This is a genomic window from Jeotgalicoccus sp. WY2 (assembly GCF_018437745.1).
GTDB lineage: Bacteria > Bacillota > Bacilli > Staphylococcales > Salinicoccaceae > Jeotgalicoccus > Jeotgalicoccus psychrophilus.
This window is the reverse complement of record NZ_CP049818.1, coordinates 1,892,626-1,908,891: the sequence shown is the minus strand read 5'-3', so window position 1 is coordinate 1,908,891 and position 16,266 is coordinate 1,892,626. Positions and strand designations below refer to the sequence as shown.

The window sequence follows — 16,266 nt, the reverse complement described above, 5'->3', positions numbered from 1 at the left end:
AAGCGTGCTAAATGCTTTGAGTGTCGCATTCAAGTGACATTCGGCACATTTATGGAGATGGCATTCAATGCGATGAGATTGATGATTTACCGTCCAAGAGGCAGAGGCGCCAATGCAGCAGAAAGATGATGAAACAAAGCGTCTTGCCTGAGAAAATCAAGAATTTTAAATGACCAATCAAAAATTGATTTACATCAATTATTTTAACGGCAAAAAGTCGTATACTTGAATTGTAGAGAAAGAAACGGATAAAAATTATAAATAGGAGAGTATATTATGCAAAAAGCAACCATTCAATTAGAAACTTTATCATGTCCATCATGTATCCAGAAGATTGATAACGCTGTAAAAGGTTTGGACGGTGTGGAAAAAGACAGCGTCAAAGTCATGTTCAACGCAAGTAAAGTCAAAGCAGATTTTGATGAAGCAGTCACAACGATTGAAAATATAGAAAATGCGATTGAAAACCTAGGCTACCCGGTCGTCAAATCAAAAGTAAAAGTTGCCTGATCAAATTAATCATTTTCACTTTAACTGATCCCAGATATTCCATCGATTGTCTGGGATCTTTTATCATGAATCAAAAAATATGTAAGGGTTTAATTTCAACCAAAGTGGGTACACTATAATTAAGTTTTAAGATGAATATATCTTGGAGGGAATATTATGAGTGAACATAGTCGAGACTATGAAAAGTATCATGAAAAGTTGAATTTCCTTTTGAAGGACCACGGGGCGGAATTTGATGAAACGAAAGTGGATTTAAACACTATCGAGTCATTACACTCTAAAGTAAATGATCTTTGCAGGGCCCACGGGGGCGAACCGGGTGAGATGGAAAACTATACTTTGGAGAGTCTTCATCCTAAACTGAACCAGGTCCTGAGAGGCCATGGTATACAATACGATGACTCCCATCTGGACAAATCTTCCATCGAAGCTGTGGATACAAAACTGGATTTGCTAATAGATGCGCATCACAAGTAACTGGATTTCGAGGCTGGGGAGGTTCCAGTTGTCATAGGAATTAATATCTCAAGTTTGATGGTCTAAACCCCAAAAATCCTATAACCAGAGGGATACTTGGGGTTTTTTATATGAAAAATGCGTGACATAAAATGTCTCTGTTTAAATACTTTGTTTTATTAGAAAAATATTCCATCGAATATAATTCGAATTTCATGGTTTATTTAAAACGCAGTCACCCATAGAGCTTCTAATGGTGGTAACTGGTATAATCTTTATCATTAACTAGGCTCAAAATCGCTCTGTCAGTACTGAAAATCACGAAATTCAATGATAAAAATATTAAGATGATGGAAAATTAGGGCGGAGGTCTCTTCGCCTTTTTACATATTGGCATATAATAGGGGTGAGGAAGGTGTTTGAATGAAAAAATATTCACTCCTTATGATGTTATTCATTCCATTTATTTTGACTGCATGTATCACACCGATCACTCCGGATTTACTTGATGAACCAAGCCCCAGGCAGGACCTGCCCGGTTCAAAAAATGATTTGCATATGACAGTCGGGCAGCCGGAGGAGACAATCATCGAACTGAACATTATAAATTCCGGCCACTCTTTATTTGGTTACGGTGAGTTTTTCTATATTGAAAAGAAAGTCGGAAGCGAGTGGTATATGCTCGCTTTTGACGACATGGCCTTTTCTGATTTTTTAGAATTTGATAATTATGGTAAGGTGATATCCCCTGGAGAAATTGATGAAATCATTATCGATCCTGAAGAGTATCACCTGACTTTGAACAGCGGTGTTTACCGTGTCGTCAAAGCTTTCAGGTATCATGGAAGAGAACGTATTCTGGTTGACAGATGAGTTTAAAGTGATTTAACCCTATAATTTAAAACGCTGGAGGCATAATATGGAACTCGGCAAAGTGGCATATTTATTTATCGGCAAGGCAACATACGGTGATACAATGCGGAAAGAAAATGGACCGTGAATGGGCGACGGCGATTTACCGCAGAGAAACGGATGGAGTGGTGCATCTTTACGGGGATAGTATAAAGTGGTACTCACACTGCCGATTCAGCTGGTAACAATAACGCGATTTGCATGGTATCGTAATCGTGTTTTCATGGTAACTCTGCAGCGCCGTATGCAAATAAATTTAAAATTCATTATAAGTATTAATAGGGTAGACGCTAAATAAACATTAACCCAAGTTCCTAACTAGGCGTTTGCCATTGACAATAGCTCATAATACTAATTAAGGTAATAGAAATATTGGTGTTTCACTACCATAAAATGTGACCTATAAATTGGCGTTTCACCGCCATTAAGCGTGACCTATAAAATTGGTGTTTCGCTGCCAGATAATGCGACCTATAAATTGAGAAGGGGATAGTGATTAAATCACTATCCCCTTCTCTTTATAGAAAAAGAAGGAGAAATAATGACAGATGATAAATTAAGTTTCTTTAGAATAAACGATGATTATATTAAATTTTTACGAACTATTGATTCAAAAAATTCTAAATAACGAATGAAAGTAGAGTCAGACCCTATGTTGGTATCCTTCTTAATATTGGTACCATTCAATATTACGCACCTCTATCCTCCTATAAACCTGAAAAACACGATAAGATCAGAAACAATTCAGTTATAAAAATCTATGGTAAAGACCAGACGGAGAAATTGGCAGTTCTCCATATAAATATGTTTCCTGTCCTTCCTACTGAAGTTGAGAAAATGGATTTTAGTAAAGAGGAAAGGCATTATCAAAGACTGCTACAAAAGGAATACAGTTACATAATTAGTAATCAAGAAGACATTCAACAAAAAGCTAGGAATTGGTATGAAGATGTAATCAAGGCAGATAATTTCCCTGCTAAAATTTCTTGCGACTATAAACAGTTAGAAAAAGAATACGTAAATTTTAAGAAGTAATTTTCATGGAGATATTTAAGATTCAGTTCAGTAAGTCCTTCTCCCTTTCGCCAGTTTTAAGTGTGATTTTATGAACCTTTAGATAAAAACCTAGCTCCTTCCTTAATATACGAAGAGGAATAGACTTTAAGTAAAATATAGATTAGTACTGGGCACAATCTGGTTTATAGTGAGAGCTATATTTCATCTCCTTTGATTTTTCCAATAAATGGTGGTAATTTGGAAGTAATCCGATATCTATAATCGAGCTTATTACTGAAGATATTAGGCTTATTTGTCCAAAAAAATAAATCATCGGTTTTGCCCATGGGGACACGTCTTAATCTTGTAGTGGATTACTAATTAATATGATTGTGAATCTTTACTCTTTTGATGAATTTTAGTAACCATATTTATTCCTAAACGTATATAGAACTTTTTTCTATTATCATCCCAAAATTTTCTTTCTTCCAAAGTCTCTTTAGTAGCATGTCTAAAAATTTGTGTGTCTTGTCTAAATTTTTTTAAATCATTATTATCTAAAAAACCATAGAATAAATCTGAAGAAATCTCTTTAAATTTCTTTTTTTCTTTTAAAAAATATTCTATGCAATTGCATAAAGTCGCTAATTGGTCATCTACCGTTTGTGTCTAAATAGCCCCTGCCATTCGAAATATCTTTGATTATATGGTCTAGGTCTTTATTCACATTAAATGAGCTGTAATCACTTCTATTGCATAATTTCAACTTCGTAATTAGCTCCCTACGCTCTGACCAAGGAATAGAATCTGATGCTCCATAGCCTTTATTAACTCTGATATAACTTCTTATCTCATCATATGCAAAACTTTTAAAGTTTTGCTGTCTTTGAATTGCATTCGGAAATTGTTTAATATAATATCCTTTATCCTTCAGCCATTTTATTATTTCTGTATACTCTTTTTCATCTTCTATTGTTAAATCGCTGAATTCTTTTGTCCCATTTCTTTTAGGCTTTAAGGTCTCTTGAAAACTGGCAAACAAAGATTCTATATCTTCATATTCATAATTAGGTAATCTTATCAACTGTTTCATTCCTTTACTTATCTTCTCTAACTCTTCAAAATCAATCTCCTTAAAATAAATACTCCTAATGTTATTATTGTTACTTTATAAAGGTCTTTGGTACTAATTCTTGATTGATAAAATATAAATTATTCTTACTTCTAGTACAAGCGACATACAGTTTTTTTAAAGTAGTTGGTGCTAAATCATACAATTTATCTGGAAATATTTTTAGTGTAGCTGGGTTTAAAATCACACACACATCATTAAATTGTTGGCCTTTTGAGTTACCCCAGTTATCGCAATTTCCCAAGTAAGTGGATGACTTATTGTAGAACAATTTTTTAATATTATTGTTATTCATAATACTAACTATCTCTTCTTTTTCATCTATAACTTCAATTTCACTTTCCTTCAAGTTATGGGAATCCATATCTATGCCTAAATTGCTTGTGACAAATTCGCTTATATTCCTTGAACACCTATAACTTTTGTTAAGAGTTGATTCATCAAAATGATACCCATTATTTTCAAATTTTCTTTTGTAAGCAGTATAATTTGAAAATAAAGTTGCACTCTTATTTCCTCTTCGACTTGTAGCAAATGTAGATTGATAAAAATCCCCAACTAGAGTTACTGGGATTTTTAAGTTACTCAATGTCATCAGCCAATCAAAATCATCAGAGTGCAGATCTTGAACTTCATCAATATAAAGATGATCAAAATATTTTTCTATCCTATTTAAATAATTTAATTCTTCTCTCATTATAAATCTGGATAGTTGATTAGAATATATTTGACTATTGTCATTAAAATACCCTTTGAGATAATAAGGAGGACGATCAAAACATATACCATTATTTGTACGGTTAATCTGCAACGGTCTAAAACAAAATCCGTACAAAAACTCAAATAAACCAAATACACGTATGTTCTCGGGAGGATAAGAGAATTTATTAACTATTTTCTTCTTTAAAGATTCTTTATTTGCCACAGTATATGTAATCACTGCACTTCTTTTTTCTGTACTTAAGTCGTTTAAAATATGAGTTGTTTTTCCAGAACCAGCTACCGCATGTAACATTAATTTATCCATTGACACGCCTCGCACAAATGTTTAGGGATGGTAAACTCATTATAGAAATCATCATCAATATTTTTTCGAGTATCCTAAAGGCAGATTCAGCTTTATTGGCTAACATATAATCTTGAAAACCATTACTCATCTGTGGTGTTTTAAGGGTGCGATCTAATAAAGATGTGTTGTTTCTATATATAGAAACTTCGAAAGTATAATCTTCTTCGTTTTCTGGAGCAAATACTTTAATATTATCAGATTGATATTCATTATATAAATCTAATATATTTTTTGCATAGTCACCATCGTTATCAGTTATCACAGCAACTTTTTTTCCAAGTTCTAAAGCTATATTTAAATACCTTTTAAATGAAAGTCCTCCAACTGAAATAATAGCAATATTTTTATTATACAGTTCTGTACCAAACATTCTTTTAAACAATGAAGACAAAAGAATATACTCGGCATTTCCTTCTACAAGAATTATCTTATTGGCTAAAATAAAGTCGAGAACATTTGTATCTGGAGCTTTCATAAAGAAGCGAGCTGTTTCATCATCTAAATCTTCTAACTTAATTGCGCTCCCATTCGCCAGGAAAATTGCATTCTGCAAGTCTAGCCTAGTAGTTATCATATTACTATGAGTAGCAATAAAAACTTGATTTTCTTCAGCTTCAACCATTTTTTGTATTAATTTCATGTTTAAATGACTAAGATGGTTTTCAGGTTCCTCTATTAAAACTATATTACTAACCTTTTGACTTCTTGATAAGGCAAAATCAATATTAAAAAACATATGATCCCCTTTACCTAGTTGAGAAATATCTACATTTTCTTTTCTGATAGTTAAATTCTCTTCTAGGAATCTCCCTCTATGTGAACTCAAACTAAGCTCATACTCCCCTTCCTTATCGAAATTTAGTTCGTTGGTAGAGAAAGTTTCTGTTTGTTTTCTATACTCATGCTGTAACCTTATGCGTTCATTAGCACTGACTTCTTCTTTATAAAGATTTTCTATGAATCTTTGAGTAGCATTGCTTGAATTTATTCTAGAAGAATCAATAAAAGAATCTTAAATATCTTTTATAACTATTATAATTTCTTCCATCAAAGGTTTTAAAATCAATTTTGTAATAATCAAAAGGAAATGTATCGCTTTCTCGTAAGGATTTAGAGATTTCTTCTGAATAAGTATCATTAGGTTCTATTTTCATAACAAGACCGCTGAATTCTTCTCCTTCTGAATTATGTTTTCCCTCTAGCTCAAAATTAGTGTTTGAATCAATAAATATCTCTATAGATAATACTGGCAAATTATTATATTCTCTATCACTAATGAGAAAGTCATTTATTATCTCTGTATTAAAAAGAGACTGCTTACCGACCTTCTCTATTACTTTATCATTACCTGATAAGACATAACTAATCCCTTCTATAATAGAGGATTTACCAGCGCCATTTTCACCAATAAAGATATTTTTTTTGGATTTAAATTCAGATCAAGATTTTTAAATTGTTTGAAGTTTTTAATTTTTATTGTTTTTATAAACATATTTAAGCTCCCATCCGTCTTACTAAATATTTAATTCTAAACTATAGGAAATATAATACTTCCTCCCATTTCTCATTATATATATAATTTAAAAAATTAAGTATTTAAATTACATGTTTTAATAGGGTAGATCCTAAATAGACATCACAGGGATATTGATTTCACTGGTTTTAGTGTCATTTTGATATCTTGCACTGATTTAGGAGCTAACTTGCACTATAGTTAAAAAACAACTTATCTTTTCCTGAAGACAGTCGAGTTTTAAAGTTGGTTACGCAAAATAACATCGAAAGCGACACATACTTCGCTAAATATTAAATACAATAATTAGGATGAAGTTCATTAAAGAGGAGCCCTTTGCCGATTACACCTGCGTTTTATCAGATATCCCCAATTAATCATAAAGACATTAATATTTTAAAATTTAAAAATGTCCATTACCTCTAAATATAGAGATAATGGACACAGTCTATAATGACTGATTAACATTTATAAAATAAGTGATGCTTCTGGGATTTTCGATAGACACCCTATTAATACATAGTAATTTTTACTTTTAATCAATTTCTACATGACCCATCATGCCATGTTCTTCATGCTCTAATATATGGCAATGATACATGAACTTACCCGGTTTGGTAAATTTCAATAAAATATGAACCGTTTCACCTGGGTTAACCAGCACTGTATCTTTCCAACCTTGTTCATTTCTGGGCGGTATCTTACCATCCCGATCTAAAATTCTAAATTGCACACCATGAACATGGTAAGGATGAATTAAATTTTCCATTTCATCCTTGGCGTTGACAATTTCCCAGACTTGATATTCACCCAGAGGCTGAGTAGTGTCAATTCTATCAGGGTCATATTTCCTGCCATTGATGGATACACGATAATCTGTTCCGGCCATCAACATCAATTTCTTTGGATACTTAGCGACCTCATGTGGTTGAATAACTGGAAGCATCTCTGTGCGAAGGGACATGTTCGGATTAAAATCGGCATTGTTTTTATTCTCTCCGCGCCTGATTGTTAAACCGGTCACTCCGTTAACAAATAATTTAACTTCTTCTTCCTTATAACCTTCCAAGTCAATAATGATTTCAGCACGTTCACCTGCAGACAAAAATAAATGCTTGAGTTCAATTGGATAATTTAACAAGCCACCGTCTGTGGCGATTTGATAAAATGTAGTGTGGTTTTGTAATGAAAACTCAAAATTTGTTACGTTCGAACCATTAAGCAGACGCATTCGCAAGTAGCGCCCGTCAGCATCAAAGGTGGCGTTTGCTGTACCGTTCAGCAACAATGTGTCGCCTCCCGTACCATCAATACTTTTTATCGTCGTAATCCAACTTGTACCCGTCAACCAGGAAACGATCTTGTACGACAACCGGAATATCATCCACCCCATACTCATGAGGGAGGTGTTTTTTCAATCGCTCGGTATTTTCATCTTCCACTATAATCATCCCACCTAAGCCTTCATACACCTGCTTTGAAGTCAAACCGTGCGGATGGGGGTGATACCATAATGTTGCTGCTTCATTATCAACATTAAAGTCAATTGTTTTTGTTTCATCAGGTTCAATAGTCATTTGTGGTCCGCCATCTGAAGCTTCGTCAACAATGAGACCATGCCAATGATAGGTGTCACTTCATCCATATCATTGCCGGTATGAATCTTGACCTGTTGATTTTTTTTAAGCTTTATCGTCGGCCCTAACAAATCTCCATTATAACCCCGAGACGGCGTTTTTCGTCCGGGGATGATTTCTGTTTCTCCGCTCCGGGCTCTGATTTCATATTCTATTTGGCCGTCTGTCTGGCTGGTTGGTTCGAGTAAAGAAGGGATATTCAATGGACGTGATTCGATGTCATTTTCAATGATTTTAACTTCATCATCACTGCGGAATATTGTATCTAACGATGAGGGCTGGTAACTCATATCCAATTTTTTAAAATGATTGTCTGAATTAATCAGCATTCAATCTCTCTTACATATTTTAAATTACATGAAAATTTTATGCTTTTATATAGTACCACCCTCGCATCATATTTTGATGCGGGGCGGTTAAAAGATATCTTATATTATTCTAGTTCTATTTTTTTGCTGCTTTTGCCTTACTTTTACGAGCTTGAACTGATTCTTCCGTCGGGTAGGATACCTCCATTGTTAATATATTCGCTTTAAAAATATGAATCATGGTGGTTATATCACCGTCCACTTTTTCCAGGCCGCAAATATTTTCATTTTCAACGACTTTAATACTGTTCAAAGCACTCTGAGGCGTCTTTCCTTCAATATTTTCAAAAATCACTTTTGTGCCATCAACCAGATTGTAAGTGAAAGTGTATTTGTTCATTTTCATATCTCTCCTTCTCATAATCTCGACTATATTCACTCATAATAGTCTCTCCAAAAATATTTATCTTAAACTTAATTATAGTGTACCGGCTTTGGTTAAAGTTAAGCTCTTACCTATCTATTGATTCATGATAAAAGATTCCAGACAATCGATTGAATGTCCGGAATCAGTTAAAATGGAAATAAATAATTTGATCAAGCAGTTTTTACTTTTGATTTGATGACCGGATAACCCAGTTTTTCAATCACATTTTCTATACTTTCAACTGTTGTCACTGTTTCATTGAAATCAGCTTTGATTTTACTTGCGTTGAACATGACTTTAACGCTGTCTTTTTCAACACCATCCAATCCTTTTACCGCATTATCAATCTTCTGGATACATGATGGACATGATAACGTTTCTAATTGAATGGTTGCTTTTTGCATATTATATCTCACCTATTTATTCTTATTCGTTTCCTTCTCTATAATTCAAGTATATGGTCTTTTGCTGTTATAAAAATTGATGCAGATCAAGTTTTGAATGTTTTTTAAAAGTTCTTAACTTTTTCTCACAGAGCGTCTTGTTCCATAATCATTCTGCTTATTAGCATTTTTACCTCTTGGCCGGTAAATCATCAGTCTCATAGCATTGAAGATTACAACAAGGATACTCAATTCATGCACCAGCATACCAATCGTCATGTTCATCCAGTTACTGAATAGTAACGCCGTCAGCAGGATCAGTACCACACCGACTGCGATGGCTATGTTCTGCTTCATATTGTTCGCTGTCGCTTTTGTCAATCCTAAGGCATGTGGTAATCTGCTGAAGTCGGAGTTCATCAAGACAACGTCTGAGGTTTCAATTGCAACATCTGTTCCGCTGCCCATGGCAATACCGATATCGGCCAGTGCCAATGAAGGACTGTCGTTCACTCCATCTCCGACAAACGCTACAATTTGCCCTTCTGACTGAAGTTTTTCAATATAAGCTGATTTGCCTTCCGGCAGCATATGTCCATGTGCTTCTGTTAATCCAAGTTCGCTGGCAACGGCATCGACAGTTCCCTGGTTATCGCCGGAAAGTACAACCAGGTTTTTAACACCCAGTTTTTTTAAGTGCTGCAGGTCTTCTTTAACACCTGGCCGAATTTGATCCCGGATTCCCATCAATACTTGTAATACGCCATCAACTGCTGTAAGCACAAGAGAGTTTCCATTTTCCTCATAACGTTTCAGATCTTTTTTAACCTTGTCATTCAGCTCAACATTTTCTTTTTCCATTAAATACACATTTCCTACCGCGACGCTGTGGCCGGCTACTTTAGCGACGATACCACCGCCTTTTACGACTTCAGTTTCATCTACTTCAGAGAAGTTCGCTGGTCCAATATCCTGCAGCACAGCTTTTGCCAGCGGATGATCTGATTCCCGCTCTACACTGGCAAGATATCCAAGTACTTCATCCATGTTATCTCCATAAAATTCTTTTTCTGCAACTTCAGGATTTCCAATGGTCAATGTACCCGTTTTATCAAATACCATTGTGTCAACATTACTGAAGTCATTGATGACCTCACTTCCTTTAAGAAGTACACCATTACGTGCACCATTTCCGATACCGGAAACGTTGGATACAGGGACACCGATTACTAAAGCACCCGGACACCCGAGAACCAGAACTGTAATGGCCAATTCAATATTTCTTGTAAACGCCCAGACGATGATACCCAGTACCAGAACTGCCGGTGTATAGTATTTCGAGAATCTGTCGATAAAGCGTTCGGCTTCCGATTTTGAATCTTGTGCTTCTTCTACCAATTCTATAATCTTACCAAACGTTGTATCTTCACCGACACGGTCGGCTTCAATTTGAATCGTTCCGTTTTCTAAAATTGTGCCTGCGAATACTTCTGATCCGTTCACTTTACTCACTGGAACGGCTTCGCCGGTAATGCTTGCCTCATTAATATGTGCTTCACCGGTTAACACTGTACCATCGACGGGTATTTTCGCACCTGTTTTTACTAATAAAACGTCGCCTTCATCCACATCATCAACGTCCACTTCTTCAAATTCACCAGCCGCATTTTGTTTCAAAGCACTTTCCGGCGCCATTTCCGTTAATTCTTTGATGGCAGATCTTGTCCTTTTGAGTGTGCGCTGTTCCAAATAAGATCCAAATAAGAATAAGAATGTAACAATCGCTGATTCTTCATAATTTTGAATCAGCACGGCGCCGATGACGGCAATTGTGACTAATACGTCAATACTGATAACTTTTACTTTCAATGCCTGATAAGCTTGAATTGCGATTGGTGTAATCCCAATGACAGATGCAATGATGAGTGACAAATCGAAGATGAACATGTTACCCAAACCAAATCGGCCATAGAACCCAAGTATGATTAATGTCGCACTGACCAACGTAATCAAGTTTTTCATATCTAATATAGCTCTCTGCATGATATTTCCTCCATCTCTCTATATTTTCTTGTTGGTTAAAGTATAAAGTTTTAGCGTCGTATAAAAATTGACTGAGGTCAAGATTATAAAATTTCGGTGTGGCCACCCTTTGATTAGTCTGTTAACAATCTCTATGGCGCTCAACTGAGCGATTACAGATGAAAATTAAATTAATGAAGGCTCCTTTTTGTAAACGTCAGAAGGGATCATAGATGAATCAGTCAGATTTTGGACTGTTGGTTCGGGCCGATAGACAGTCAATCAATTAAACATACGTCTCCAGCTCATCCAAATCGACAATCATCCTGCCGGATTTGCTAATTTCCAATATGCCGAGTTTCCTGAATATTGAGAGGTTACGGCTGACCGTTTCGCGTGCGAGACCAATCATGTTCGCCATCTCATGCTTGGTGAGCTTCAACGTGATTTCACGCCGGCCATCACCAAGTACAAGCCCATGGGCATATGCAAGCCGGCGAATCAGCAGGAGGACTTGCTTGCCCGTCGGTTTTGAAATCTTCTCCTGGAGCCGGTACTGGAGGTCGATGATTATTTCTCCTATATAATTGAGCAGTTTGACCGCGATATTCGGATTTTTCCGGATCACATCTTCAAAGTCCCTTTTATCTATGAAAACTACTTCGGAATTTTCGCTTGACACTGCGCTTGCCAAATAAGGGTCACTCCTCAATATCGCATGGTGCGGAAACATCTCATTTTTGCCGAGGAAGTTGATGATCTGCTCACGGCCTTCTTCATTAATGAAGTATATTTTTATGTTGCCTCTGATTACAAAATAGACATTGGTCATTGCTTCCCCCATATGAAACAGGTGGGTGTCTTTTTCTATATTTTTATGATAAGAGATTTCAGCGATAGCAGAAATCTCTTCTTTGTTCAAAGCTTCAAAAACCTTCATGGATGATAGGTACTCTACAAACAACGATTTCGCCTCCTTTCAATATTTGATGGTGACATTCTGGTCCACGGAAAAGTCTTGCGTAGTGATAGATCACATTCTGTAGGACTCGATAAAAATATAATGAAACTGAACGTCAATTCAAATTCAAGATCTCATTACCCCGTGGATTCGATTATAAGTGGTTTCATCCGTGATGACTTCATCAATCAGGCGTTTCATCTTAAATTTATTCAAAAGCAGCCTAGCCAAAAAAACAATTTATTTTTTTGGCTAGGCTAAATTACAAATATTTAATGTGCGCAAGGTAAGTTTATTCTTCGTCATCATCCACTTCAAAATCATCGTCATCTTCCAATGCTTCTTTGCCAAGATAGGCTTGCAACATCCAAATATTTTCATACAAATACTTTTTGAAAGCAATCAATGTATCTTCCAGCACATCATCGCCTTCTTCTCGTGCCAAATGGATAGCACGAATGGTTAAGCCACGGGTGCTTCTGAAATCTTCAATCACATTTTCAATCATTTCTTCTGCTTCCAAATACTTGTCAGCTGGGTCTTCTAAAAGCATGGAATATTTCTCTAATTCAGCAGTTGTCGAAGCTGGTTTATGGCCGGAAGCAATCAATCGTTCCGCGATTTTATCGAACCACTCTTCATTTACGTTGTACAGTTCTTTCAATTTGTCATGGAGACTGAAGAAATGCGGTCCCTTCACATACCAATGATATTGATGTAACTTTACATGAATTGTGTGGATGTTCCCTAAAATATGATCTGCAATGGCTGCTGCGTTGATTTTTGTATGGTGGACATGCTCTTTATGCTCTTGCTCCTCTTTCAATCTTTCTTGCGGTGTTTTATCTTGTGTCATTTTTGTTCCTCCTCCTATTGTTTTTACTATTTGCTTACACTATTGCTAAACAAACTGTGGAAATAATTTCATTTTATTGTAAACTAGACAGCTTTTACTTTTGATTTGGTGACCGGGTAGCCGAGGTTTTCGATCGCATTTTCTATATTTTCAATCGCTGTGACTGCTTCATCAAATTCTGTTTTGACTTTACTTGCGTTGAACATTACTTTGACGCTGTCTTTTTCAACACCGGCCAATCCTTTTACGGCATTATCAATCTTCTGGATACATGATGGACATGATAGGGTTTCTAATTGAATGGTTGCTTTTTGCATAATATATCTCTCCTATTTATAATTTTTATTCGTTTCCTTCTCTACAATTTAAGTATACGACTTTTTGCCGTTAAAAAAATTGATGTAAGTCAATTTTTGATTGCTGATTTAAAATTTTTTATTTTCTCTCGTAAAGCGCTTTATTTCATTATCTTTCTACTGCATTTGCACCTCTGCCTCTTGGACGGTAAATCATCAACCTCATGGCATTGAATGGAATTTTCATAAATATTTTCTCTTTTTAAGATCACCTGGCTGTAAAAAAATATTCAGCATGAGGAAGATGATATATTAACCAATTCAAGTTGTAGCGAGTCGTGCGATTTTGATGGTAATGTTTAAGTGGTCGTAATGGTAATATTAGAGCGCCGTATACACCTTGCTTAGTATTTATTTTAGATTTATGATCAATTGTATTAAATTAAGTACAGAATATTGTGGTTCACAAGAATACTCTTTTAAGAATGTTTGAAAACATTCGAAATAGATCAAAATAAACGTTCTTAAACATATAAAAATAGTTTACGAACGTTCAATATTCTGCACATACTTTTACGAACGTTTTACAGTTATAACTAGAAAAATAATCTTCTGGTTAAACAATTTGTAGATGTGTTTTTCTCTATTAAATTTTTGATTGATTAGAATAGACCCTAAATAGACATAATTATATTGCTGAATATATTGCATGTCATTTTTGACGATAAATTGCATATATTTTAAGTGTTATTTTGCATAACCAACTTTAAAGCCTAGCTGTCTTTGTGAAAAGATTAGCTGGGTTTCTTAACTATAGTACAAATTATCGCCTAAATCAGTGCAAAATAACATCGAAAGTGACAGTTGGAACATACAAGGCTGTGTTCTACCTTTTTTCAAATGTGTTATAGTGCAAAATAGCGCTTAAAAACAGGCGTAAAATAGCGTCTTAAGTGACATCCTTTTACCGTATGCACTATTTTGTGTGTAAAACGGTCGTTTTTTAAACTTAATTTTACATGTAGTTTTTGTCATATTAAATACTCATTTTATGCACGGATTCTCGAAAATTATAATCTAGTCTAATACATAAAGGAATGACAAGTTCTTTATTAAAAGTAGAAAGAAGGGATTGTAAAGTATGAGAAAAAAGAACCTATTGATAAGCTTGTTTCTCTGATGATGGTCATTGTTTTATCAGCTTGTACAAGCAATGACGGAGAAGCATCTGTAGAAGATACTAACAATGGAAAGGATTCAAATGAACAGATGAATATGAATGAGGACAATGAAAATTCTATGGAAGAAAATATGAATAACTCCTCCAGTGAAGGAGAAATGAATAATGGTTCCATGGGTAATGGTCATATGGATCATGATGATGTGGTAAGTCTAATTGATTCGACAGGAGAGAATGAACTGAATATCCCCCCTGTACTCAAAAGCGACAGCAACAAAGGAACTGAGTATACAATACGCGCGCAAAAAGGAGAAACAGAAATATTTGATGGCGTTCAAACAAAAACATATGGCTATAATGACTCGTTTCTAGGTCCCATGCTTCAATTTGAAAAAGGAGATACTGTGAAAATAAACTTAATCAATGAACTCAATGAAAATACCACTTTTCACTGGCATGGATTGGAAGTGCCAGGGAATGACGATGGTGGTCCACACAATGTATTGGAGCCAGGCGAAGAGAGTACTATTGAATTTGAAGTGACACAGGAAGCTGCCACATTGTGGTTCCATCCCCACCCGGAAGGAAAAACCTCTGAACAAGTGTACAACGGACTTGCTGGGTTAATTTATATCGAGGACCAAAATTCAAAAAATCTCGAATTACCAAGTGAATATGGAGAAAATGACATTCCTCTCATTTTCCAGGACAGAGTCTTTGATGACGAAAAACAGTTGAATTATAAAGCAGCAGCAAATGAAGATGGCACTGTCGGAGATACATCATTAATTAATGGAACATTAAATCCAAAATTAACTGTAGATAAAGAAAAAGTAAGGCTTCGACTTTTAAATGGCTCAAATGCAAGAAACTACACCGTTAAACTAAATACAGAAGATGCTTTTGTACAAATCGCAACGGACGGCGGATTTTTAAATGAACCGGTCTCAATGCAAGAAATCACACTCACGCCTTCAGAACGGGCCGAAATAGTCATTGACTTCTCACAAGTTAAAACTAATGAAGAGATTGCTTTAGTAAACAAAGAAGGTACCACGCTCTTACCTTTTGAAATCACAGATCAAACAGGTAAAACCATAGATATACCTGATGAAATGAATGACTTTTCAGTTACGGAAGAAGAAAAGAATTTACCAGTAACAAAAGAAATTGAACTTTTCGGCATGATGGATCAGGTAACGATAAATGGTAAAAAATTTGACTCTGAAAGAATTGATTTTACGCAGGAACAAGGTGTCACCGAAGTATGGGAAATCTATAATAAACCAGACATGATGGGCGGCATGATTCACCCGTTCCACATCCATGGTGCTCAGTTTAAGATCCTTTCCAGGAATGGAGAAGCACCACCTGAGAACGAAAGAGGCTGGAAAGATAGTTTTTCCGTTGCCCCGGATGAGACTGTAAAAATTGCCATTCAGTTTAAAAATAAAGGCATATATATGTTCCACTGTCACATACTTGAACATGAGGACAATGGGATGATGGGACAGGTTAAAGTAGAGTAAGCTCCAAAGCTTCAATCTAATAACAAAAAAGGAACTATTTCTTGATTTTTTCTAGACGAATTACAATATTGAATAAGTG

General features: G+C 35.3%; 17 protein-coding genes and 1 pseudogene. 5 read left to right on the top strand and 13 right to left on the bottom strand.

The features are described from left to right. Nucleotides 1-276 precede the first annotated feature (276 nt). The 4 genes from G4D76_RS11050 to G4D76_RS11035 all read left to right on the top strand — a co-directional run bounded on the left by G4D76_RS11050 (nt 277) and on the right by G4D76_RS11035 (nt 2,913). Complete coding sequence (locus G4D76_RS11050; RefSeq protein ID WP_213809887.1) at nt 277-510, top strand: heavy-metal-associated domain-containing protein; 234 nt, start codon at nt 277-279, stop codon at nt 508-510. A gap of 156 nt (nt 511-666) precedes the next feature. Next, complete coding sequence (locus tag G4D76_RS11045; protein WP_213809886.1) at nt 667-987, top strand: hypothetical protein; 321 nt, start codon at nt 667-669, stop codon at nt 985-987. A gap of 402 nt (nt 988-1,389) precedes the next feature. Next, nucleotides 1,390-1,839, top strand: coding sequence for an immunoglobulin-like domain-containing protein (locus tag G4D76_RS11040; protein WP_213809885.1), 450 nt, complete (start codon nt 1,390-1,392; stop codon nt 1,837-1,839). 663 nt (nt 1,840-2,502) lie between these two features. Beyond that, nucleotides 2,503-2,913 (top strand): type III toxin-antitoxin system ToxN/AbiQ family toxin, encoded by a 411-nt coding sequence (locus tag G4D76_RS11035; protein ID WP_213811037.1) that lies wholly within the window; start codon nt 2,503-2,505, stop codon nt 2,911-2,913. Between the two features lie 613 nt (nt 2,914-3,526). Here G4D76_RS11035 and G4D76_RS11030 read toward each other — a convergent pair. The 13 genes and pseudogenes from G4D76_RS11030 to G4D76_RS10970 form a co-directional block, all read right to left on the bottom strand. Next, nucleotides 3,527-3,967: a hypothetical protein gene (locus G4D76_RS11030; protein ID WP_213809884.1), complete on the bottom strand. Its 441-nt coding sequence runs from the start codon at nt 3,965-3,967 to the stop codon at nt 3,527-3,529. A gap of 70 nt (nt 3,968-4,037) precedes the next feature. After that, nucleotides 4,038-5,033, bottom strand: a complete 996-nt coding sequence (locus G4D76_RS11025) for a DEAD/DEAH box helicase (RefSeq protein WP_213809883.1) — start codon at nt 5,031-5,033, stop codon at nt 4,038-4,040. After that, complete coding sequence (locus tag G4D76_RS11020) at nt 5,026-5,991, bottom strand: ATP-dependent nuclease (protein WP_371814686.1); 966 nt, start codon at nt 5,989-5,991, stop codon at nt 5,026-5,028. The genes G4D76_RS11025 and G4D76_RS11020 overlap by 8 nt, the downstream gene beginning before the upstream one ends. 82 nt (nt 5,992-6,073) lie before the next feature. Then, nucleotides 6,074-6,499 (bottom strand): annotated as a pseudogene (locus G4D76_RS11015) (AAA family ATPase); the annotation flags it as partial. Between the two features lie 624 nt (nt 6,500-7,123). Then, complete coding sequence (locus tag G4D76_RS11010) at nt 7,124-7,873, bottom strand: multicopper oxidase family protein (RefSeq protein WP_213809881.1); 750 nt, start codon at nt 7,871-7,873, stop codon at nt 7,124-7,126. A gap of 22 nt (nt 7,874-7,895) precedes the next feature. Then, nucleotides 7,896-8,165, bottom strand: a complete 270-nt coding sequence (locus G4D76_RS17040; protein WP_256440474.1) for a multicopper oxidase domain-containing protein — start codon at nt 8,163-8,165, stop codon at nt 7,896-7,898. Further along, nucleotides 8,162-8,554 (bottom strand): multicopper oxidase domain-containing protein, encoded by a 393-nt coding sequence (locus tag G4D76_RS17035; protein ID WP_213809880.1) that lies wholly within the window; start codon nt 8,552-8,554, stop codon nt 8,162-8,164. The genes G4D76_RS17040 and G4D76_RS17035 overlap by 4 nt, the downstream gene beginning before the upstream one ends. A gap of 115 nt (nt 8,555-8,669) precedes the next feature. Further along, the gene (locus G4D76_RS10995; RefSeq protein ID WP_207187089.1) at nt 8,670-8,939 is read right to left on the bottom strand and encodes a hypothetical protein; all 270 of its coding nucleotides are present in this window, start codon (nt 8,937-8,939) and stop codon (nt 8,670-8,672) included. A 191-nt stretch (nt 8,940-9,130) separates the two neighbouring features. Then, nucleotides 9,131-9,364 (bottom strand): heavy-metal-associated domain-containing protein, encoded by a 234-nt coding sequence (locus G4D76_RS10990; protein WP_213809879.1) that lies wholly within the window; start codon nt 9,362-9,364, stop codon nt 9,131-9,133. Between the two features lie 114 nt (nt 9,365-9,478). Then, the gene (locus tag G4D76_RS10985; protein WP_092596282.1) at nt 9,479-11,386 is read right to left on the bottom strand and encodes a heavy metal translocating P-type ATPase; all 1,908 of its coding nucleotides are present in this window, start codon (nt 11,384-11,386) and stop codon (nt 9,479-9,481) included. A 265-nt stretch (nt 11,387-11,651) separates the two neighbouring features. Beyond that, nucleotides 11,652-12,329 (bottom strand): Crp/Fnr family transcriptional regulator, encoded by a 678-nt coding sequence (locus G4D76_RS10980; RefSeq protein ID WP_143016409.1) that lies wholly within the window; start codon nt 12,327-12,329, stop codon nt 11,652-11,654. 289 nt (nt 12,330-12,618) lie between these two features. Continuing rightward, nucleotides 12,619-13,182: a Dps family protein gene (locus G4D76_RS10975; RefSeq protein ID WP_213809878.1), complete on the bottom strand. Its 564-nt coding sequence runs from the start codon at nt 13,180-13,182 to the stop codon at nt 12,619-12,621. An 83-nt stretch (nt 13,183-13,265) separates the two neighbouring features. Next, nucleotides 13,266-13,499 (bottom strand): heavy-metal-associated domain-containing protein, encoded by a 234-nt coding sequence (locus tag G4D76_RS10970; RefSeq protein ID WP_092596292.1) that lies wholly within the window; start codon nt 13,497-13,499, stop codon nt 13,266-13,268. A 1,158-nt stretch (nt 13,500-14,657) separates the two neighbouring features. On the opposite strand from G4D76_RS10970, the gene G4D76_RS10965 reads away from it, so the two are divergent. Next, entirely contained in the window at nt 14,658-16,187 is a 1,530-nt protein-coding gene (locus G4D76_RS10965) for a multicopper oxidase family protein (RefSeq protein ID WP_213809877.1), read from the top strand. The last annotated feature ends 79 nt before the right edge of the window (nt 16,188-16,266 follow it).

Bases quoted from the DNA above. Each gene is read 5' to 3' on its own strand.
- G4D76_RS11025 (WP_213809883.1), bottom strand. From the start codon at position 5,033: ATGGATAAATTAATGTTACATGCGGTAGCTGGTTCTGGAAAAACAACT.
- G4D76_RS17040 (WP_256440474.1), bottom strand. From the start codon at position 8,165: ATGACTATTGAACCTGATGAAACAAAAACAATTGACTTTAATGTTGAT.
- G4D76_RS10985 (WP_092596282.1), bottom strand. From the start codon at position 11,386: ATGCAGAGAGCTATATTAGATATGAAAAACTTGATTACGTTGGTCAGT.
- G4D76_RS10995 (WP_207187089.1), bottom strand. From the start codon at position 8,939: ATGAAAATGAACAAATACACTTTCACTTACAATCTGGTTGATGGCACA.
- G4D76_RS10965 (WP_213809877.1), top strand. From the start codon at position 14,658: ATGATGGTCATTGTTTTATCAGCTTGTACAAGCAATGACGGAGAAGCA.
- G4D76_RS10990 (WP_213809879.1), bottom strand. From the start codon at position 9,364: ATGCAAAAAGCAACCATTCAATTAGAAACGTTATCATGTCCATCATGT.
- G4D76_RS11040 (WP_213809885.1), top strand. From the start codon at position 1,390: ATGAAAAAATATTCACTCCTTATGATGTTATTCATTCCATTTATTTTG.
- G4D76_RS10970 (WP_092596292.1), bottom strand. From the start codon at position 13,499: ATGCAAAAAGCAACCATTCAATTAGAAACCCTATCATGTCCATCATGT.
- G4D76_RS10975 (WP_213809878.1), bottom strand. From the start codon at position 13,182: ATGACACAAGATAAAACACCGCAAGAAAGATTGAAAGAGGAGCAAGAG.
- G4D76_RS17035 (WP_213809880.1), bottom strand. From the start codon at position 8,554: ATGCTGATTAATTCAGACAATCATTTTAAAAAATTGGATATGAGTTAC.
- G4D76_RS11050 (WP_213809887.1), top strand. From the start codon at position 277: ATGCAAAAAGCAACCATTCAATTAGAAACTTTATCATGTCCATCATGT.
- G4D76_RS11045 (WP_213809886.1), top strand. From the start codon at position 667: ATGAGTGAACATAGTCGAGACTATGAAAAGTATCATGAAAAGTTGAAT.
- G4D76_RS11030 (WP_213809884.1), bottom strand. From the start codon at position 3,967: ATGAAACAGTTGATAAGATTACCTAATTATGAATATGAAGATATAGAA.